At 48.8% G+C, this 19,040-nt stretch carries 17 protein-coding genes and 1 pseudogene; 12 read left to right on the forward strand and 6 right to left on the reverse strand.

Features of this window, described 5'->3' with window-relative positions:
- Positions 1 to 243 precede the first annotated feature (243 nt).
- The 4 genes from phnD (at position 244) to phnE (FC34_RS04200) (ending at position 3,620) form a co-directional block, all read left to right on the forward strand.
- Positions 244 to 1,182, forward strand: coding sequence for a phosphate/phosphite/phosphonate ABC transporter substrate-binding protein (phnD, locus tag FC34_RS04185; RefSeq protein ID WP_057894151.1), 939 nt, complete (start codon positions 244 to 246; stop codon positions 1,180 to 1,182).
- Positions 1,183 to 1,283: 101 nt separating this feature from the next.
- Positions 1,284 to 2,051 carry a phosphonate ABC transporter ATP-binding protein gene (phnC, locus tag FC34_RS04190; RefSeq protein WP_057894152.1) on the forward strand — a complete coding sequence of 256 codons (768 nt, stop codon included), beginning with the start codon at positions 1,284 to 1,286 and terminating at the stop codon, positions 2,049 to 2,051.
- Positions 2,044 to 2,820, forward strand: a complete 777-nt coding sequence (phnE, locus tag FC34_RS04195; protein WP_057894153.1) for a phosphonate ABC transporter, permease protein PhnE — start codon at positions 2,044 to 2,046, stop codon at positions 2,818 to 2,820. The genes phnC and phnE (FC34_RS04195) overlap by 8 nt, the downstream gene beginning before the upstream one ends.
- Positions 2,820 to 3,620, forward strand: a complete 801-nt coding sequence (gene phnE / locus FC34_RS04200) for a phosphonate ABC transporter, permease protein PhnE (protein WP_057894154.1) — start codon at positions 2,820 to 2,822, stop codon at positions 3,618 to 3,620. The genes phnE (FC34_RS04195) and phnE (FC34_RS04200) overlap by 1 nt, the downstream gene beginning before the upstream one ends.
- A gap of 35 nt (positions 3,621 to 3,655) precedes the next feature.
- On the opposite strand, the gene FC34_RS04205 is transcribed toward phnE (FC34_RS04200), so the two are convergent.
- Both FC34_RS04205 and FC34_RS04210 read right to left on the reverse strand, forming a co-directional pair.
- Positions 3,656 to 3,844, reverse strand: coding sequence for a hypothetical protein (locus FC34_RS04205; RefSeq protein ID WP_057894155.1), 189 nt, complete (start codon positions 3,842 to 3,844; stop codon positions 3,656 to 3,658).
- A 141-nt stretch (positions 3,845 to 3,985) separates the two neighbouring features.
- The gene (locus tag FC34_RS04210) at positions 3,986 to 5,443 is read right to left on the reverse strand and encodes an MFS transporter (RefSeq protein WP_057894156.1); all 1,458 of its coding nucleotides are present in this window, start codon (positions 5,441 to 5,443) and stop codon (positions 3,986 to 3,988) included.
- 393 nt (positions 5,444 to 5,836) lie between these two features.
- Here FC34_RS04210 and FC34_RS04215 point away from each other — a divergent pair, with 393 nt between their 5' ends.
- The 6 genes from FC34_RS04215 (at position 5,837) to FC34_RS04240 (ending at position 14,560) form a co-directional block, all read left to right on the forward strand.
- Positions 5,837 to 6,637, forward strand: coding sequence for a hypothetical protein (locus FC34_RS04215; protein WP_057894157.1), 801 nt, complete (start codon positions 5,837 to 5,839; stop codon positions 6,635 to 6,637).
- The gene (locus FC34_RS04220) at positions 6,627 to 7,301 is read left to right on the forward strand and encodes a hypothetical protein (protein WP_057894158.1); all 675 of its coding nucleotides are present in this window, start codon (positions 6,627 to 6,629) and stop codon (positions 7,299 to 7,301) included. Before FC34_RS04215 ends, FC34_RS04220 begins: the two co-directional genes overlap by 11 nt.
- On the forward strand, positions 7,302 to 8,030 hold the full coding sequence (locus tag FC34_RS04225; protein ID WP_057894159.1) for a hypothetical protein: 729 nt from the start codon (positions 7,302 to 7,304) through the stop codon (positions 8,028 to 8,030).
- A gap of 2 nt (positions 8,031 to 8,032) precedes the next feature.
- Positions 8,033 to 8,668, forward strand: a complete 636-nt coding sequence (locus FC34_RS04230; protein ID WP_057894160.1) for an ATP-binding cassette domain-containing protein — start codon at positions 8,033 to 8,035, stop codon at positions 8,666 to 8,668.
- Entirely contained in the window at positions 8,655 to 9,161 is a 507-nt protein-coding gene (locus FC34_RS04235) for a hypothetical protein (RefSeq protein ID WP_057894161.1), read from the forward strand. The genes FC34_RS04230 and FC34_RS04235 overlap by 14 nt, the downstream gene beginning before the upstream one ends.
- 338 nt (positions 9,162 to 9,499) lie before the next feature.
- A complete protein-coding gene (locus FC34_RS04240; RefSeq protein WP_057894162.1) occupies positions 9,500 to 14,560 on the forward strand; it encodes a mucin-binding protein in 5,061 nt (1,686 codons plus the stop codon).
- A 42-nt stretch (positions 14,561 to 14,602) separates the two neighbouring features.
- On the opposite strand, the pseudogene FC34_RS09790 reads toward FC34_RS04240, so the two are convergent.
- Positions 14,603 to 14,950, reverse strand: a pseudogene (locus tag FC34_RS09790) (CHAP domain-containing protein); the annotation flags it as partial.
- 996 nt (positions 14,951 to 15,946) lie between these two features.
- Here FC34_RS09790 and FC34_RS04250 point away from each other — a divergent pair.
- The gene (locus FC34_RS04250; protein WP_057894164.1) at positions 15,947 to 16,600 is read left to right on the forward strand and encodes an MIP/aquaporin family protein; all 654 of its coding nucleotides are present in this window, start codon (positions 15,947 to 15,949) and stop codon (positions 16,598 to 16,600) included.
- Positions 16,601 to 16,653: 53 nt separating this feature from the next.
- On the opposite strand, the gene FC34_RS09640 is transcribed toward FC34_RS04250, so the two are convergent.
- Both FC34_RS09640 and FC34_RS04255 read right to left on the reverse strand, forming a co-directional pair.
- Positions 16,654 to 16,824, reverse strand: coding sequence for a hypothetical protein (locus FC34_RS09640; RefSeq protein WP_157052235.1), 171 nt, complete (start codon positions 16,822 to 16,824; stop codon positions 16,654 to 16,656).
- A gap of 22 nt (positions 16,825 to 16,846) precedes the next feature.
- Entirely contained in the window at positions 16,847 to 17,107 is a 261-nt protein-coding gene (locus tag FC34_RS04255; RefSeq protein WP_057894165.1) for a hypothetical protein, read from the reverse strand.
- A gap of 151 nt (positions 17,108 to 17,258) precedes the next feature.
- Here FC34_RS04255 and FC34_RS09645 point away from each other — a divergent pair, with 151 nt between their 5' ends.
- On the forward strand, positions 17,259 to 17,429 hold the full coding sequence (locus tag FC34_RS09645) for a hypothetical protein (RefSeq protein ID WP_157052236.1): 171 nt from the start codon (positions 17,259 to 17,261) through the stop codon (positions 17,427 to 17,429).
- Here the strand turns inward: FC34_RS09645 and abc-f are convergent.
- Complete coding sequence (gene abc-f / locus FC34_RS04260; protein ID WP_057894166.1) at positions 17,426 to 18,919, reverse strand: ribosomal protection-like ABC-F family protein; 1,494 nt, start codon at positions 18,917 to 18,919, stop codon at positions 17,426 to 17,428. The genes FC34_RS09645 and abc-f overlap by 4 nt on opposite strands.
- Positions 18,920 to 19,040 lie beyond the last annotated feature (121 nt).

The raw sequence follows: 19,040 nt of genomic DNA on the forward strand, positions 1-19,040 counted from the left end.
CCTGCGAGGATAGGAAGCTGCCACGCAAATTTACCAGTTAGGTCAAAGACCTAGCTGGTTTTTTTGTGGGTAAAATTTGGGCTAAAGTGGAGATTGCACTAAATTTAACAAACATTATAATGAGCAAAACGCGAATATTCGTGTTTTCGAGTTGTTTACCGAACATTTACAAAAATATGTGGTATATCTATCGCCTTTTGTGTACACTAAGGGTGTTGTAAAAAACTTTTTGGAGGTTTCATAATGAAGTTATGGAAGTCGGTTAGCGCCGTAGCCGTGGGAGTCGCACTTGCGCTCACCCTGGTTGCGTGTGGGTCCAGCAAGTCTGCAAGTAGTAGTAGCAGTGCCAGTGATAACTACACCCCTAAGAGTCTGAATGTCCAATTTGTGCCATCATCACAAGCCAACACCATTGAAGCCAAGGCCAAGCCTTTAGCTGCGCTGTTGGAAAAAGAACTTAAGATTCCCGTTAAAGTGACGGTTTCGACCGATTACAACTCCATCGTCGAAGCAATGTCGAGTAAGCAAGTTGATGTTGGCTTCCTGCCACCTGATGGCTACGTGATGGCCCATAAGCAAAAAGCGGCCGACGTATTACTCCAAGCGGAACGCTACAAGATTGTGCAACCTGGTGGGAAGAATTCCGATCAGTTGACTGACACGTACCGTTCCATGATTGTTGTCAAAGCCGGTAGTAAAATTAAGTCTTATAAGGACTTAAAGGGTAAGAAGATTGCCGTTCAAGGTGTGACTAGTTCAGCGGGTTACATCTGGCCAATGGCTGAATTGAAAGAAAAAGGCATTGATCTTGAAAAGGATGCTACCCTGACAGAAGTGAAGGGTCATGATCAAGGCGTGTTGTCTGTATTAAACGGTGACACTGATGCGGCATTCGTCTTTGAAGATGCACGGAACCTTGTGAAGAAGGATGTTCCTGATATCATGAGCAAGGTTGAACCAATTTACTTTACCCAGCCAATTCCAAACGATACCATCTCTGTTCGTTCTGATATGTCAGACGCTTTCCGGAAGAAGTTATCAGCAGCCTTCATCAAGGTTGCTAAGAGCAAGGAAGGCCATGCCATCATCTCTAGCGTTTATAGCCACGAAGGCTACAAGCCATCTAAGGACAGCAACTTCGATATCGTGCGTAAGTATCAAAAAATTGTCGGCAGTAACTAAGCACCGTTAAATCAGGCAACTTTTGGGGCTAGGCAATTTACCTAGCCCTTTTCGTATGCACAGGGTAGAATTTGGATAACACACAACAGGAGGATCTCTCTTTGCAAGCAAAACCAGTGATTAAGTTCGACAATGTCAGTAAAACTTACCCCAACGGCGCGAAGGGCTTAAAGGATATTAATCTTGAAATTATGCCTGGTGAATTCGTCGTCGTTGTCGGGTTATCAGGTGCCGGCAAAAGTACCTTAATGCGAGCAGTCAATCGGCTGCACGATATTACTGCTGGTGATATTCAGATTGACGGCCAGTCGATTACGCAGGCCAAGGGCAAACAGTTACTCGAAATCCGGCGGAATATCGGCATGATTTTCCAAAACTTCAACCTCGTAAAGCGCGCCACTGTTTTAAAAAATGTTCTCACTGGGCGGGTGGGCTATTATCCGACTTGGAAGATGGTCTTTGGGTTATTCTCTAAGGGTGATAAACAGCGAGCTTATAATGCCCTCCAGCAGGTCGAATTGGCTGATAAGGTCTATGCCCGCGCTGACGAATTGTCTGGTGGTCAGCAGCAGCGGGTTTCCATCGCCCGGGCATTGACCCAAGAACCCAAAATTATTCTGGCTGACGAACCTGTTGCCAGTCTCGATCCGCAAACAACCAAACACGTGATGGATGATTTGAAGCGCATCAATCAGGAATTGGGCATTACCGTGCTCATCAATTTGCATTCGGTTGAACTCGCTCAGACCTATGGCACACGCATTATCGGAATTCGCGATGGCGAGAAAGTCTTCGACGGGCCAGTTGCCTCAGCTGATGAAGCAACCATCAGTGCTATCTATTCCGGTGGGGAGGAAGCCAATGGCTGAACTACCAAAGAAACCTTTCGCATGGCAAAAATGGGTCCTCGGCGTGGTAATGGTGGTGGGTCTCATTATCTCAGCCCAAGCCACGGGGACGAATCTGCCAATGTTCTTCCAAAACTTCGGTCAGTTTACGATTATTTTTCAGCAGATGCTGTCACCCGATTGGTCATACACGGCCTATGTGGTTGATCCGTTAATTGAAACGATTAAAATGGCGATTTTGGGGACCACAATTGGTTCCGTGCTGGCTTTTCCATATGCGCTGTTGGTGGCGCGCAACATTGTCACCAACAGATGGGTTGTGGGGATTTTCCGGTTTATTCTCAATGTCATTCGGACCATTCCTGATCTGTTGTTAGCGGCTATTTTTGTTGCGATTGTTGGGATTGGGCCGGTTGCTGGGGTGATTACCTTGGCCATTTTCACTTTCGGGATGGTCGGCAAGTTATTCTATGAGGCCGTTGAAACCATTGACGAAGGCCCCATCGAAGCAATTAAAGCGGCAGGGGCTGGGAAACTGGAAATCATTCGCTTTGCTGTGATTCCGCAAGTCTCCAATTACTTCGTCAGTTACGTGCTGTACGCCTTTGAAATTAACGTCCGGGCGTCCACCGTCCTCGGGTACCTTGGCGCTGGTGGGATTGGGGTCTTCTTACAGCGGGCCCTCAGCCAATTCCGCTACGACCGGGTCGGCTTGATGGTGTTAGTGATTTTTGTGGTGGTGTTAGTGATTGATTATGTCAGCGGCAAACTACGGGAGGCGTTAATCTGATGAAAACTTCTACCTTACCAGACGCGCCGCGAGCGGGTCGCCTGAGAAAATGGGTCCTCTGGATCGCGCTCATTCTCGTGATTGGCTGGTCCTTCACTGGCATGCCGCTGTTGCAGATTAAAGACAATGCGGTTGAAGTGGCGGGCGCGATGTTTTCTGGGCTCATCCATCCGGATTGGGGTTATGTATGGACCGGCGATGGCGAAGACTTGGTCAGCACCTTGCTGCAGACGATTGCGATTGCCTTTATTGGGACGTTTATTTCGGCCATTATCAGTTTGCCGTTTGCTTTTTGGGCGGCAAACACCAAGCACAAAAACTGGCTCGTGTCGCGTTCAGGTAAGATTATTCTGACTGCGATTCGGACGTTCCCTGAAATTGTGCTGGCGCTGATGTTTATTAAAGCTGTCGGTCCGGGTGCTTTTGCTGGGGTCTTGGCCGTTGGGGTGCATTCGGTGGGGATGCTGGCGAAGCTGTTCTCCGAAGCCATTGAAAACATGGATGGCGGTGCGGGCGAGTCGGTGACCGCCGCTGGTGGGAATCGTTTGGATGTCACGATGTTGGCAAGTTTCCCGCAACTGCTCCCTGAATTTGTTTCCAATACCTTGTACCGGTTTGAACTCGCGATTCGGTCCGCATCGATTCTCGGGATCATTGGTGCTGGTGGGATTGGGACGCCATTAATCTTTGCCATTTCAGCACGGGCGTGGAATCGGGTCGGGATTATCCTGCTCGGGATTATCCTGATGGTCACCCTGGTCGATTATGTCTCCGGGGCCATTCGCAAACGCTTGGTATAAAAAAATCCTCGACAATTGTCGAGGATTTTTTTGGTTTATAGCATATCGAGTCGCCACATCACGCCAAACGCGCTCAGGTCGAAGATGAGGCCAGCCGAGGATAAACTATTGCGCAGTATCGGCGGCCAATCAAGCGGGCCAAACACCGCCAATAGGACGAGAATGGTCCCGATGATCAGCGCGAAGAGACTCGCAATAAAGAATACTTGGGGATGCTTTTTCATGGCCTGCCCTCGCTTTCTCAAAAGTAGCTCAAGCATAGCGACGGCGACTAGATGGGTCAATGTAATGGCCAGGAATCGGCCTTTTTAACGTGCTGGTAAGTGGGTTAACCCGTTTTGGCACAAATCAGTCTCAAATGCGAATTACTTGTTAGCTGGTTTTGAGACAGGAGCGGCAGCAACCGCTGGAGCTGGGTGCTTTTTGCCGTCGTAGTAACGCCAAACCACAATAATCAGTGATAGGACCGAAATCGCTGTCGCAACCCAGAACAGGTTGCTAAAGGCGCTCATGAAGCGACTGCCCAATTGTGGGGTAATCTGCTTCACATCAGGTAGCTGCAAGAACAGGAGTGATGATCCAACACTAATCCCAATCGTTAAGCCCAGCGTCCGGGCAAAAGAACTTAGTGACCCGGCAACACCGCCTAAACTCTGAGGAACAGAATCCATGATAATCGCGTTGTTTGGTGACAAGAAGAAGCCAATCCCAATCCCGTTGAGCACAATCGGCCAAATGATTTGGAATAAGTTCATGGTCGGTGGATAGAGGGCGTACCCAACTTGTGAGACGACCAAAATAATCAAGCCACCAATGGTGAGAATGGTGCGATTCCAGTGGTCAGCGAGATAGCCTGAGATTGGACTGACAAACAGCATCGTCACAGATTGCAGCATCATTAACAGCCCACTGTCAAAGGCCGACATTTTGCCATAGCTTTGCAGATAGAAAGGTAACAGAATGTTTGAAATTGAATTGACCAACATCGCTAACATTAAGATGCCGACTGAAATCATGTAGCGCCGATTCCGCAACACGGAGCGGTCAATCCACGGTTGCTTGGACCGATCATCTTGAATGAATGAGAAGACGGTAATCGCGGTCCCAACCAACAAGATGACCAAGCCTAAAGGTAATTGGCTTGTCCCTTGTTGAATGAAGTAACCACTCAGGAAGAACAAAATAATCCCAATGGTAAAGAGATTTTGGCCCGTCCAATTGGCTTGTTGCATAATTTGTTTCAATTCGCCGGGTTGCCGTTTTGGTAGGGGTAGCGTGTGCCAGCCAAAGAGCAGAATCAAGAGCCCGACAGGCACGTTGAACAGGAAAATCCACCGCCAAGAGACTTCAGTGATGACAATCCCGCCGACCGCAGGCCCTGAAATCGACCCCACGGAGACGAACATCGAAATAATCGACAGCGCTTCAGCCCGCGAGGTATTCGGCACATACTGACTGACAATCCCCATTGAATTGGCCAGAATCATGGCCGATCCAATCGCTTGCACAATCCGGCCAAACAGGATAATTGGATACGTTGGGGCAATCCCGGTAATCCCAGATCCGACAATGAAAGCTAAGCCCCCCATGAGGAAGACGAGGTTTTTGGACACCAAGTCCCCAATATGTCCAAACATCACTAAGAAAATTGCGGTCGTGATGAGTCCCACTTGGACAATCCACGTGGATGCACTGTTACTAATACCCAAATCTAATGAAATCTTCGGTAAGGCGAGGTTCGTACTGGATCCTGATAACCCACTCAATAATGAGAAGAGACCCAGGACGGCGATGATTTGCCAACTCGAGGTTTTCTTTTCCATAATTTATCCCTCCAAGCGCCATCAATATTGTAACTAAACAATAGGCGAAAACGCTTGATTCGACAAGGAAAAGGCCTTGCAGAACGGTATGCGTATACCCTAACTAGCCAGGCGTTTGCGGCGTGAATGACTGGGATGCCTTCAATATAGTAGTTTACGAATACTTAAATATCAAATTACTTAATTTTTATCATTAAAATTTTCTTTATGTAGAAAATGTATAAACAGTTCTCTGCTTTTAAGGATTTGTGAATAGATTTTGTTGACGTTAAATACCATCGAATGATACGCTCCGGATAGCAACTGTTATCTGGTCACTCGGCGTGCAAGCTGTACCAGTACCAGTTCCCGCATCTTGGTAGGGCTTGTTGTGTACAGAAGGAGGGTATCAATGTGTGGGCATATTTTCGCATCAGGATTCAGAAACGATCAGTTTGGTTAGGCCTGTTTTTAGGCATTGGCCTAAGTATGATTCAAATCGCACAATCGTTAGACGGACAGTTGTTGAGCCGCAATCTTTTCTTTGAGTCACCGTACACGAGATGGCTTGGCATGGATCCATTCAACTTTAGTGCGTTACTATTTTTTATTCTGCTTCCGCTTATCGCTGCACTGCCAGCAGGGAGCGTTTTGCATCGGGATTTAACGAGTGGTCTGATTGGGCAAGTCAAGATGCGTCGTAATCTTACAAGTACGCTCTGGGGTTATGTTTGGGCCGCTTTCATTAGTGGTGCCTTAGTCGTTGGGGTTGCACTAATTGTGAATCTTGCCACTTACTTTATGGTCTTACCAAATATTCGCCCAGACAACTTACTAAATGCTAACGTGGCAGTGATGAGTCAAAATACACTGTTTGTGACGTTATATTATCAACATCCTTTATTACATGCGGTATTGTCTTTGACTTTTGCGAGTCTTTGGGCTGGCCTGTTTGCGGCTTTTGCTACGATTACAGCTTTTTGGATTAATAATCAATTTCTTGTTTTGGCGATGGGCTTCTTTTTGCACATTATCTTGTTAGTCGCTAATACCATTCTTCGGTTGCCTAATCAGGTCTCATACGTGCCGATGGATTTCTTGAAAGAGACCGCGAATAGCTTCATCAGTTTACCGGTCACCGGCAGTGTGACGTTAGCGATGGTCTTGATCATCGTCAGCATGGTCCACTTGGGAGGAAAACGAGTTGTTTGGTAAAGTCTGGCGACAGGAACGGCAGTTGATGAAACATCAGCTATTGCAGTTATTGCCTTTTTTGGTCTGCGTGTGGCTGGTTGGATTGTCAGCGGTAGTGATGATGACATCCGATACGTCAAGTCTGGCATTGCAATTTGCCAGTATTTTCAATCGCGTCACACTGAGTCTGGCTTATTTTCCGGCCACCATAATGGCGGTTCTAACGTTATTGAAATTTCGATTGAACGACATTTTGCTTTTGCGGACGCGCGATGGGCAAGTGGTTCAGAGTGCTTTGATTGTGCTTTTGAGTCAGGTTGTCCTATTCGGAGGCTGGTTCGCTGGGACATTTATGGCGTGTTTGCTGGCAGGTGAAGGATTTAGTCTGCTCTTGCAGCCGGAGGTAATGCTGGGAATGGGGACCGTCTTACTGGCGGGGTGCTTACTAGGTTTGATTGCCGTCCTTGGCACTATCGTCTTTGGGCGATTCCTCGGGTTTTGGGTCGCCTTAACGGTTGAATTTTTTGATTTTTATTGCAATGTCAGCTTTCGGAAGTCACTGATTTTTTCTTTCGTCCAAATTAGGACACCTATGGCAACTTTGTCAGTTTGGATGCTGATCGCGAGTGGTTTGGTGGCCGTTATGGTTGCTGTGATTTATTTCAACAATCGAAAGGAATATTAAATGCGAAGTTTATTTATCGCGCAATGGTGGTATCTTTGGCAGCTTATTCGCCGGCGATTTATTGTTGGTCTTGGACTAGTTGCTTCGACGGCCGTTTTTATGGGGCAACAAGTAGCCACCAACCCGCGCAGTGGCGTCTTCACGTTATTCTTTGCCGGCACCAGCCTCACTGACATCGCGCAAGGACACGTTCAATTGCCGATTTTGTGGTTCGTGTTTTTCTTGACGCCGACGCTGATTTTCGTCGGGGTGTGGTCCAGCCTTTTACAACATCGGTGGCCAATGCTGCGGGCTTTGATGTACACCAGAGTACAGATAGGGTTAGTGAATTTTGGCCTTATTCTGGCAGCGGCGGTCGCGTATTCTGGGCTAATATTGGCAGCAATATTTCTCTCTCAGTGGGGCTTTCACGGCCACGATCCGAGTGGCTTATCGCCAAATGGCTACATGGGGTGGTATTGGCTAGTCGTTGCTGTGCTGATTTTTTTGCTGATGATACAGTACCTGGTTAGTCTTTTGAATCCAAGATTGGACTTAGTGGTCATCAGCAGCCTGTTAGTTATTTCAGCATACAGTTCTTGGAATTGGAATCCTTTGGCCATGGCGATGTTGTTGCAACAACAAAGCGCGTTAAATGACTCACATCTGTTTTTTGTGGCGGTCATGGATGTGATTTTTTGCACTATTATCTTGATTGTCGAGCATCAGTCAAAGATTGAAGGGGGATAAAAATGAGCTTTATCGAGATGCATAATGTGTCAAAGGTTATCAAAGGACACCAACTGCTTCAGGATGTTTCGCTATCCATTGAGGAGCACCAGATTATCGCATTAGAGGGCATTAATGGTTCCGGGAAGACATTGATGCTCAAAGCAATGCTCGGTCTGATTAAGACGGATGGGCAGATTACTGTCGCGGGGGGAAGTGTCCAGCCTAAACTCAAATACCCAATCCGGGCGGGTATTCTCATCGAAAATCCTAGTGTGATCAATGATTTGACTGCTCAACAGAATTTGGCGTTGCTCGCGGCCTTACAATCTGGGATTGACACCATGATGATTACGGATTTACTGGTCTCTTTTGACTTGGGACAAGTTGGCAATCAGAAAGTTAAGAAGTTTTCCTTAGGGATGAAGCAAAAGTTGGGCATCGCGCAAGCACTATTGGGGTCGAATCCGTTAATTGTGCTTGATGAACCGACTAACGCGCTGGATGAGGCGAGTATCGATCGGCTAGTAAGTCTGATTCAAAGCGTCCAGGATGGCGGGAGCACTTTCGTGATTGCGTCTCATGATCGAGATTTCGTTGAAAAAATTGCCGATAGGCGGTTCAATGTGAAAGCGGGTGTGGTCAGTGAAGCGATATAGTATCTGGTTAGGCGCGATTGCCGTGATTCTTGTGGCTTTCTTTTGGCGATATACGGCAGTCAATCAGGGCGTAGTTGACCCAGTGCGCGAGGTCATCGTTCCAAAGCAAAAGCAGATTTCTGCGCACAACGTTCAGTTTGAAGTTTTGCAAATCGCAAAGGCCACGCATGGATCAGTGACCAATGTCGATGTGTCATTATCGTTGACACAGACCGGCCCAGCTAGTTATTCATTGATTAAGGGCAACCGCAGCTTCATCGAGAATATGTGGCTAAATATTCCGTACGTCAGTCGCAGCAGCTTAGATTATATGAGTAATGCTGATGGTTCCCGAGTGCGGTCGAGTGACATTTTTAATCAAAAGAAGACATTTGCTTTGACACTACATTTTTCGACGGACACAAAGAACGTCCAAGCGGCAAATTTTTCCCCGAGGTTCAGTTTTTTGGTGCCTGACGGGCAAACATTCACCAAATACTCCGTACTGATTTAAATGATGGAGCCTTTTTATCTCAAAGAGCAACGATACCCGGTCACACAAGGTATTGTTGCTCTATTTGTTTGTCTACCAATTCTGAATTTTGAAATCAAAGTTTAGCGGAATGTGAACTGTTTTCGAGATTTCCCCAAAAATTATTAATATTAAGAATATTGTGGTGACAACGGATACTTGATTCCACGGCCACGGCTCTCTCTCTACAATTTTTTCGCATGCTAAAAGTACATTTCTCTGATGATTTCGGGCACAATCTTCTCTATGCTGCAACTGGTATGGCTATCTTGCGGCGGAATAAAGATGGCAACTTCACCTTTATCGATGGAGGAATGAGTATGAGAAAAGCAACAATAGAACAGCGCGTTCATTATAAGATGTATAAACGTGGGAAGTATTGGGCCATCATGGGGCTCTTTGCGGCCGCATTTGGATTGGCGACGACCCAATTGGTCCAGTCACCAAGCGTTCACGCTGCTGAGACAGTGAATGCGACAACGTCAAGCGAGCCACCAGTAACAACCACTGGGACTGCAGACCAGGCACCAGACATTGTCCTTGACGCGGCCACTGCACCAGATCAAGCAGTCGCTGCCAATCCAAAAACGGACGTTGCGCCAACAACCGACCAAACACCAATCAGTCAACCGGCCTCAGTGAATGCCGTGGCAACACAGGCTAAGGTTGAACCAGCGGCAGCACCAGCAACTCAGTCGCCAGTGGATGCCGCACGTACCGGGAAGGCTTTGAGCGATCCGACCCCAGCCTCAGTTCCGACAACGCCAAAAATCGACTGGTCGAATTGGCAGAAGCAAGGTGGGTTTATTTACCATCCAATCTGGAGCACGAGTGAAGCCTATACGAAGAATGCCGACGGAACGTACACGATACTCAGCGGCGGTGGCGAAACCGTTGTCCAAGGTGGGGATACGAAGGTTAGTTTTGGCATGTCAGGGGTTGATATGGCATTACCACTTCTGGGTGACATTGCGACGTATACGCAAACCAAACAACTAATGATTAATGGCAAGCCATATACGGTTTATTACAACAACAACACAACCACCCCTCTGGTAGACGATACAAAACCAGCATTAAGTATCAAGAGTGCCAGCCTTAAAGTCGACACTTTGCAAGGGCTGTCCACAAGTTACGGTGACGATACATTGACCAAGACGGTGCGAACGAATCAAGACAGCGGCCGTTATCTGTATCTTCAAGACTCACGTGATGGCAAAATCTATGAAGTCTCACGGCAAATTATTTCTGTTTATACGCAGTACACCAGTCTTGAGGTTACGGGCGGCTCGGCGGGATCGGGAGTGTCTGTAAAGCTCAATTTAAAAGCCGTGCCCGGCACGGAGCCTGGGAGCCCAATCACAGATAATTTCAAATTTTTGGGTCTTGGTACTGGTTTTAAAGTCGATTCGGCAGGAAACCCCATTCCACTCACAAATGCTGATGGTAAGGTCACCACGGGTAAGGATTTAGCTGTCTATGGCGGGATTATTCGGGGCGAGAGCATCCCGCAAGTGATCAAAGCTCAATATTTTGACACGCAAACCAATGCTGCAATCCCTGGGACAAGCACAGATGTTTTAGGGAAAGGGTTGGACACTGACACGGAAGTACCCGTCGGTAAGTCGTATCAGACAATTCCAGGTTACCAGTTCAATCGCGCCGAGGTTTGGCAAAATGAGTTGGGCCTAGTTGTGGACTATTCGACTGGCAAGACGCAGCAGACCAACACCACCGGCGGTAAATTGAATAGTACCTATAAAGATCCGGGCAATTTAAATTTGTTTCTTGAAAATAAAAAAGCGACAATGGTCATTTTTTACTATGACCATGCCACAGTCTCGGTGACATCTGACAACCCAGGAGTGCCGGGGACACCAGTTGATCCTGCTAAACCGGAGGGTTTCAAGTTGCCAGATGGGTCTGATGCGGCCTCACTGACAAAAACAGTCACCCGGACAGTTGATTTTGCTACTGAGGATGGTACACCAGTTGCGCCTTCCCAGACCGCCAAGATAACTTTCAACCGAACTGGGACCGTGGATTTAGTCGGCAACAAGACAACCTATTCAGATTGGAACGCCGCCCAAAATAGTTTTCCTGCTGTGGCAGTGCCGGTGGTGCCTGGATATTATGCTGATCAGAATACTGTGGCGGCTGTCTCCGGTGTGACTGCCTCGAGCAACAATAGTAAAACGGTGGTCACGTATCGCCCACTCGGCCAGCTTGTGCCCACCTCAACAGATCCGTATTTTCCAACCACCACACCAATTCGTTTTGCGAATAATGCCACCGATCCAACGAAAGCAGAGACTATGGCAGTGCCTGTGGTCGCTGGGTACAGGACGTATTTTGCTAACTTAACTGATCCAAGCCAACTTGGGCGGCCAGTCGCGCAGGGCAGTGTGATTACACCGGCAACCCCTGGCGCTAACATTACCCTGTTTTACGTTCCTAATTCGCAGAAGGCGACGATTAGCTATTATGACGATACCGCTCAGGCCGAATTGGCGCACGATGACGTGACTGGCACATCCGGTGCGCCGATTGATTATCAGACGGCCTCGCGGATCAATGGCTATTTGAATCAAGGGTATGAGGTCATCAGTGACGGTTTTGCGCCGGGTACGAAGTTTGATACGAACACCGGAGTCGACCAGAGTTTTGTCGTCCACCTGAAAAGCCGCACCGTGCAAATTCTACCCGGTACGCCAGTGGTACCCGGACACCCAATTGATCCAACGTTGCCTGCCGGACCGAAGTGGCCAGCAGGTGCTAGTCAAGCTGACTTCAGAAGGACTGTGAAGGAGACAGTACGGTATCAATTTGCCGATGGCACTAAAGCCGGGGACGCCAAAGAAGCTCAGGTGACATTCATTAGGACGGGCAGCGTGAATTTGGTTTCCGGGGGAATTGACTATCAAGATTGGACGGTGGAACAAGGTCAGCCGACGTTTGCGGCCGTGCCAACACCTGTCATTACGAGTTATTACGCTGATCAAGCTGAAATTCCAGCAGTGAATGGCCTGACAGCTGATAGCCAAAACGTTGAGGCTGTTGTGACCTATCGGCCGCTCGGAGCGCTGGTGACGACTTCTCAAGACGATAAATTCCCTGGCGCAGCCAAAGTGAGTTTCTCAAATGACCCACTGAATCCAACGGCCGTTCTCCCAATTGCCGTTCCAGATGTCCCGGGTTATACCCCGCATTTTCCTGATTTAGCGACGCCGATTTCGCCAAAAAGTACGATTACACCGCCTAAGCCCGGGGAAGACATCCATGTCGTCTATACGCCCAATGCTCAGGCGGCGGTGATTGAGTATATCGATGATACGACGGGAAAGACATTAAGCCAGGATGAAGTGTTCGGGAAGTCTTTCCAACCGATTCAGTATCAAACATCAGCGCAGATTCACGCCTATCAAGTGAAGGGCTATCAACTGGTGTCAGATGATTTCCCTGCTGGAAAGATTTTTGATGCGGACGATAGTAAAACTCAAACTTTTGAGGTGCACCTGTTGCAACGAGTCATCGCCATCACACCTGACAAACCAGGCACGCCGGGGCAACCGGTGTTTACGGATCAACCTGAAGGCCCACTTTGGCCAAATGGGACCGAAGCGAATGATTTAACCCATACCGTCACTCAAACGGTCAGTTACCGTTTTGGACAGCGCAGGCAGGCCCTACAAGATCACGTTGAAACTGTAACGTTCACACGCACCGGTACCGTTAACTTGGTCACAGGAGAGCCGACGTATTCTGACTGGGTTGCGGAGAACGGCGATACAACTTTTGCCGCCGTCAAAACACCGTTTATTGATGGTTACTATGCTAGCCGGGCAGAAGTGCCTATGGTGTCAGATATCACGCCCACCACTGCGAATAAAAACGAATTGGTCGTTTACCGCCGTTTGGGTTCTCTAGTGCCAACGTTCCAAGGTGATGGTCCAAAGGCGTCTTTCGACACACCATATGTCGGGGACATGACTGACCCCACTAAGCCAGGAACAGTAGAAGTGCCTGCTATTAGAGGGTTTCAACCATTTTATCCAGACCCTAACGACCCTAACAAACCAGGGGCGCCGCTCAAGGCGGGAGACCTCATTATGCCAGTAGATCCAGGCACAGACACGCCTATTCTTTATGTCTTGAGCCCGCAAAAAGCGAGGGTGGATTACATTGATGACTCCATCAAGACCATTTTAGAATCGGTTCCACTCACAGGGGTATCGAATGAGCCAATTGATTATCAAACGGCTGAAACGATTGCAGCTTATGTGGCTAAAGGTTATGAGCTTGTGTCAGATGGCTGGCCAGCCGAAGCGACTTTTGACCGTGATGAAGATGTGGATCAAGATTTTGAAGTCCACTTGACACCGCGGCTTGTCACCATCACTCCGACCAACCCTGGAGTACCGGGCACGCCAGTAGATTCTGATAATCCAACAGGGCCAAAGTGGCCTGACGACTCTAGTCTTTCAAACTTATCCAAGACCATCACCGAGACAATCACCTATGAGTACAAAGCTGGTGGCGAAGCCAGCCCAACGCATCATGACAGTGTCACCTTTACTCGGGATGGCCAAGTCAATGTTGTCACAGGTGCTGTAACTTATGGCTCCTGGGTAGCCAAGGATAATGACACCACATTTGATGCCGTTAAAACGCCGGTCATTGTGGACTACTATGCCGATAAGGCCGAGATTGGGGCAGTGTCAGGCCTGACTGTCGGTAGCTCGAATGTTGAGCAGACGGTCATTTACGACAAGCTTGGTGCCTTAGTGCCAACATCATCAGATCCGCGGTTCCCACTCAAGGAGAAGATTCCATTGTCTGGGGATCCAACCGATGCAACAAAGCCGGGTACGGTAGTCGTGCCAAGTGTGCCTGGGTATATGCCATATCAGGCCGATCCAACGCGTCCAGGGCGCTTACGACCAATTCAACCTGGCACAGTGCTCACACCTGAGACTCCGGGTATAGATATTGTGATTAGCTACGTCCCAATTCCGGTTGTAACTTCAGTAAAACCAGTGATTCCGGTTCAGCCGGAAATACCTGGCAAGCCGACTGAACCGGCGACGCCAGTGGATCCAGACACACCAGCCGATTCTGGTCCTCAGGTCACAACAGGTAAGTCAAACAAACCAGTGTCAGTGGTTAAATCATCGGGCAAAGTTTTGCCAAAGCAACCGACACGTTTAGCCGTTCCAGAGACTGATGGCAAGGTAAGCCAAAAAGCTTCCGGTTCGACTGAGAAAACTTTCCCGCAAACCGGGGATAATCCGGCATCAGAATTAACCCTCGCAGGGGTCGTCGGGCTGTTATCACTCACGCTGATTGGCTTGGCCCAACGGCGCAAGGAAAAAGAAGAGTAGTGGCACGCAAAAACGCGCATCCCAATTGGGGTGCGCGTTTTTTTAGGCGTGAATGTAAGTGAATTGGCTCGCGTTGTTTAAGACTTGGGTGTTTGGTCCGGTTGGGTTGCTAAAGCCCATTCCGCCTTGTGTGATGGTGACTGTGTTTGTCGCGGCGTTATAGGCTTGGACATAGGCCACGTGACCATAGCTGGCATCTGCCTGCCAGGTGCCAATCATCTGACCGGCTGCAAAACTGATTACGGCACCGGCTGCCGGTTGGTTGTCTACTTGGAATCCTGCTGCAGCAGCTGAAGCGCCCCATTGGTTCCCGTTCCCCCAGTAATTGCCGACCCAAGGTGCAACAGATTTAACGTAGTAAGTGCACTGGCCCCATGGATAAGCGTTATTCGTTGAATAGGTGGGCTTCGTTGTTGCGGGCCTTTGGGTCACAGCTGATGTGGTGGATTGCGCTTGCTTGGTGGATTGGCTCACGGGCTGCGTTTGCGTTGATGGCGCCGCCGTTGTTGCAGATGCAGCAGTCGTGAATTGTTCGGACACCCAGCTGCCATCAGTTAATTCATACCAGGTGCCATCCGTAGCAGTTGTTTTTTGCGTATACGCAACGGTCGTGCCGCTGGCAAGATAGCCTTTAGCGTATTGGGCCTTGAAGCTGTCCCACTTGGTGATGGCACCGCCCGTGTAACTGAGCGTAATTTGGCCCTCATGTTGCGTGGCCGGGGTCGTTGTTTTGCCCACAGAGAGGTAGTTTTCCGGAATCCAGCCTCCTTCAGAGATTTGGTACCAGGTCGTGCCCCAAACGGTTTTGGTTTGATCGATTGTGACGCTGTCACCTTTTTGGACGTAGCTTTGAGCGTTTTGACCAACGGATGGTGAACTCCAAACTGTGGTTGCCCCTTTATCATAGGTGACCGTGGCGGTTTCAGCAGCGGCGACGGGTGCGGCCTGTAATAAAATTGTTGCCGAAAGGGTCACGAGTGAGGCGAGGCTAACTTTGAACAGTGATTTCATGATTGGTTCTCCTTTATTGAACGATTGTCGTTGTGGTGAGGTTCAGTATAGGGCAGGGAGATTGCAAGCCAATCACAGCGCCACATCAATCTGATTAAATAATGTCAGGAAAATCACAACCGTGTGTCAACTTGTGATTCCACGTTCAAAATCAGATGTTTTCCTGGCCGGAATGACAATTTAATAACACCGAAAGGGCTTCGATTTGTGATCATTTCTAGGCCGGGAACCATATAAAAATAGCCATGTCTCATTGACATGACAGACATTTCTGACTGTTTACGAAAACTGACGGCCAACCAATGAAAACCAGCTATGAAAGCCATCCCTCAGGTGCTATGATTAAGTGTAACTTTTAACTTAATGGAGGGTATTATGCGCAATTATTTAGCAGAATTCATGGGTACTTTCATGTTGGTTTTCTTAGGGACGGGCACAGTCACGCTCGCTAAAGGGGATACTTTAACAATCGGGCTGGCGTTTGGACTGGCAATCACGGTCTCTGCGTATGCTTTTGGCGGGATTTCCGGAGGCCACTTCAATCCGGCAGTTTCCACTGCCATGTTGATCAACAAGCGAATGAGCATGTCTGACTTTGTTGGGTATGTGATTGCTCAACTCCTGGGGGCCATTGTCGCTTCTGGTGTAGTGCGCTTCTTTGTTGGGGCCTTGGAATTACCAACAACCTCGCTTGGCCAAACTGATTTCAGCAAGATTGGTGCTGGCTCTGCGTTCTTGTTTGAAACCATCATTACGTGCTTATTCTTGATGGTGATTCTCAATGTGACTAGCGCTAAGCATGGCAACAGCAATTTCGCCGGCTTAACAATTGGGGTTACTTTGGCTTTCTTAATTATTGTGGCCTTGAACTTAACTGGCGGATCCCTGAACCCTGCTCGTTCCATTGGGCCAGCACTCTTTGCTGGTGGGACAGCTTTGAGTCACCTATGGGTTTACATCTTGGCACCACTTGTTGGGGCTGCTTTAGCCGCATTTGCGAGCCGAGCACTCGGTAGCGAAGACAAATAACTATATCTAAAAAAGCGTGCTGCCAAATGGCAACACGCTTTTTCTTTGCAGGACTACTTATGACGAGTGAGGGTAGCAAACAGGCCAGCGGCAATCGCTAGTCCAAAAATTGACCAAGCAAGGATTGGAAACTTCAACAAGACCCAGACCCAAATCAAACCGCTGATGCCTGTCAGAATAGCGTCCCTCGGGTTCGAACGGATACGTTGCCACTTGGTTTTCATGTTTGACACCTCCAAAGTGCGGTTAACTTACCCTAAGTGACATGTAGATGAAGCCAATCACGGCTACCAAAGCGAGGACATACGTGAGCCAAAAGGCGACGGGATGCGCCTGGCGCCAGGGTCTGATGCGGTGGTAATAGGTGACAAAAGGGGTGATGAGGAACCAAACAGCGACAAAAAGACTGTGATCCCAGTGGAATTGCAGCATCAGGCCCAGTAAGACTGCTGTGATGGCAGCGCCAGCCAAGTAGTCAAGCAGCTGAGTACGAACAACTTTTGGCATCAAAATCGCCTCCAATAATAACCCGAACCAATTCATCTTGATGAGGTGATAATATCCTGTGGCCGGCGTCACGTCAACAAACATTTGTAGAAAGGATTGACGAACCAATTTCAACGATAGATAATGCAGCTATCAAAAGGAGGTCATCGGGATGCAAATGACTGTGGGCCAAAAGATTGCTGCTTTTGTTGTCTTGGTTGTGGGCTTGCTGGCGCTGGATTTTTGGTTGCCCACTGTGAGTGCCATTATCACCCGGGTGATTATCGGTTTGGCGCTGCTTTACTTTGGCTACCAAGGAATTCGGGCCTGGCGGTCGCGTTAGGCGGGCTTGGTGAGATGGATGACTTTGGTCGCGACTTGATCGATAAAATGTTGGTCGTGTTCAATGAAAATGATGGTCGGCTGGACGCTAGTGAGTAGCGTGACCAGCTGGTCTTGGTTGTAAGTGTCGAGGTAGTTCAGCGGTTCATCCCACAGGTAAAGTTCTGCTGGGGTGACGAGTGACTGGGCCAGCTCGACCTTTTTTTGTTGACCCATCGACATGTGTTCAATTGGCGTGGTGAAAACGTCGCGGGCCACCCCGAGTTTGCGCAAGTTATTCAATAACTCTGCATAGTCGAGGCCGCGCCGTTCCGCAAAATCAGCCAGTAAGCCGGTGTTGTCAGGGTAAAGTTGTCGGACCTGGCTTATGGTCAACTGTGGCCTAATCAGTTCGCCACTGCTCGTGTTTGGCCATTGGCCAGTCAGCGCCTGCAACAGGCTGGACTTGCCGACACCGTTATCACCGGTGATGGCCACGCGGTCGCCGGGCCGCACTTGGAGTTCAATCGGCTCAAATAACTGCTGATCAATGCGCAAACTGAAATGGGCCAGTTGTGTTAACAGCGGATGGCGAACAGGCGCTGGTGTCATCGTCAGCGGCGCAATCGTCTCAATATTTTTGAGCAATTGCGCTTTGTCTGCGATTTCCTTATCCATCCGATGTTCCAGATTTTTCTTTTTCTGCATGACCCGCGCGGCGCGGGCGCCAATGAAGCCTTTATCGGGGATGCCACCGCTACCTTTGACATGGCGGTCCCCATATTTATCGCCTTCGCGGGAAGCCGACCAACTGGCCTTTTCTTTGGCCGTCGTTTCAAGACGATTGATGTCACGCTTCAAATGGTCGTTTTTGGCGGTTTCAAAGGCATCTTGGTTGGCCTTTTCGGTGGTGTAAACACTGTAGTTACCGACGTATAGCGCCAGGCGCTGTTTCTCGATGGCCAAAATATGATCGGTCACCTGATTCAAAAAGTTCTGATCATGGCTAATCACCATGTACCCGGACTGATGGTTGAGATAGTCGGCGACGATCGCCCGACCACTTTGATCGAGATGGTTAGTGGGCTCATCAATCAAGGCAAAATCTTCTTGATTAAGGAATAACAGACTCAGCAGGACTTTTGTCTGTTCGCCACCTGATAACTCGATAAATGGTCGCCATAAAACGTCTAAATCGACGTTGAGTTGTGACAGCTCACGCTCGAGTTCCCATTGTTCAACCGGCGCGATGGCCTGGGCGACATAGAGCGTCAGTTGAGTGGGATCTGAAACGGGTTGTGGGAAATACTGCAAGCTCACCGGCACGCTGATGGTACCTACATGAGGAAGCTGCTCCTGTAATAGCTTGAATAGGGTGGTTTTTCCGCGGCCATTGCGGCCAACGAGTCCTAGGTGCCAACTGGTATCAAGGTTGAGTTGGGCCTGATCAAACAGTGGCTGGAGCTGGCCATCATAGGCAAAGGTAAGATTTTTAACGGTTATTGTCGACATACGCAGACATCCTTTCGATGCCAACAAAAAGGCCGACCCGGATTTCTCCAGGTCGACCTCAAATAGCCGTGAGCGGACACGACGTCATTGATGCAACCAAATTGAGAAATCACGAAACTAA

The organism is Lacticaseibacillus brantae DSM 23927 (genome assembly GCF_001436115.1).
GTDB lineage: Bacteria > Bacillota > Bacilli > Lactobacillales > Lactobacillaceae > Lacticaseibacillus > Lacticaseibacillus brantae.

Coding starts and splice junctions, on each gene's coding strand:
- FC34_RS04210 (WP_057894156.1), bottom strand. CDS start 5,443: ATGGAAAAGAAAACCTCGAGTTGGCAAATCATCGCCGTCCTGGGTCTC.
- phnE (WP_057894154.1), top strand. CDS start 2,820: ATGAAAACTTCTACCTTACCAGACGCGCCGCGAGCGGGTCGCCTGAGA.
- FC34_RS04240 (WP_057894162.1), top strand. CDS start 9,500: ATGAGAAAAGCAACAATAGAACAGCGCGTTCATTATAAGATGTATAAA.
- FC34_RS04255 (WP_057894165.1), bottom strand. CDS start 17,107: ATGCCAAAAGTTGTTCGTACTCAGCTGCTTGACTACTTGGCTGGCGCT.
- FC34_RS04230 (WP_057894160.1), top strand. CDS start 8,033: ATGAGCTTTATCGAGATGCATAATGTGTCAAAGGTTATCAAAGGACAC.
- FC34_RS09645 (WP_157052236.1), top strand. CDS start 17,259: ATGCAAATGACTGTGGGCCAAAAGATTGCTGCTTTTGTTGTCTTGGTT.
- FC34_RS04205 (WP_057894155.1), bottom strand. CDS start 3,844: ATGAAAAAGCATCCCCAAGTATTCTTTATTGCGAGTCTCTTCGCGCTG.
- abc-f (WP_057894166.1), bottom strand. CDS start 18,919: ATGTCGACAATAACCGTTAAAAATCTTACCTTTGCCTATGATGGCCAG.
- FC34_RS04250 (WP_057894164.1), top strand. CDS start 15,947: ATGCGCAATTATTTAGCAGAATTCATGGGTACTTTCATGTTGGTTTTC.
- phnE (WP_057894153.1), top strand. CDS start 2,044: ATGGCTGAACTACCAAAGAAACCTTTCGCATGGCAAAAATGGGTCCTC.
- FC34_RS04225 (WP_057894159.1), top strand. CDS start 7,302: ATGCGAAGTTTATTTATCGCGCAATGGTGGTATCTTTGGCAGCTTATT.
- FC34_RS09640 (WP_157052235.1), bottom strand. CDS start 16,824: ATGAAAACCAAGTGGCAACGTATCCGTTCGAACCCGAGGGACGCTATT.
- phnD (WP_057894151.1), top strand. CDS start 244: ATGAAGTTATGGAAGTCGGTTAGCGCCGTAGCCGTGGGAGTCGCACTT.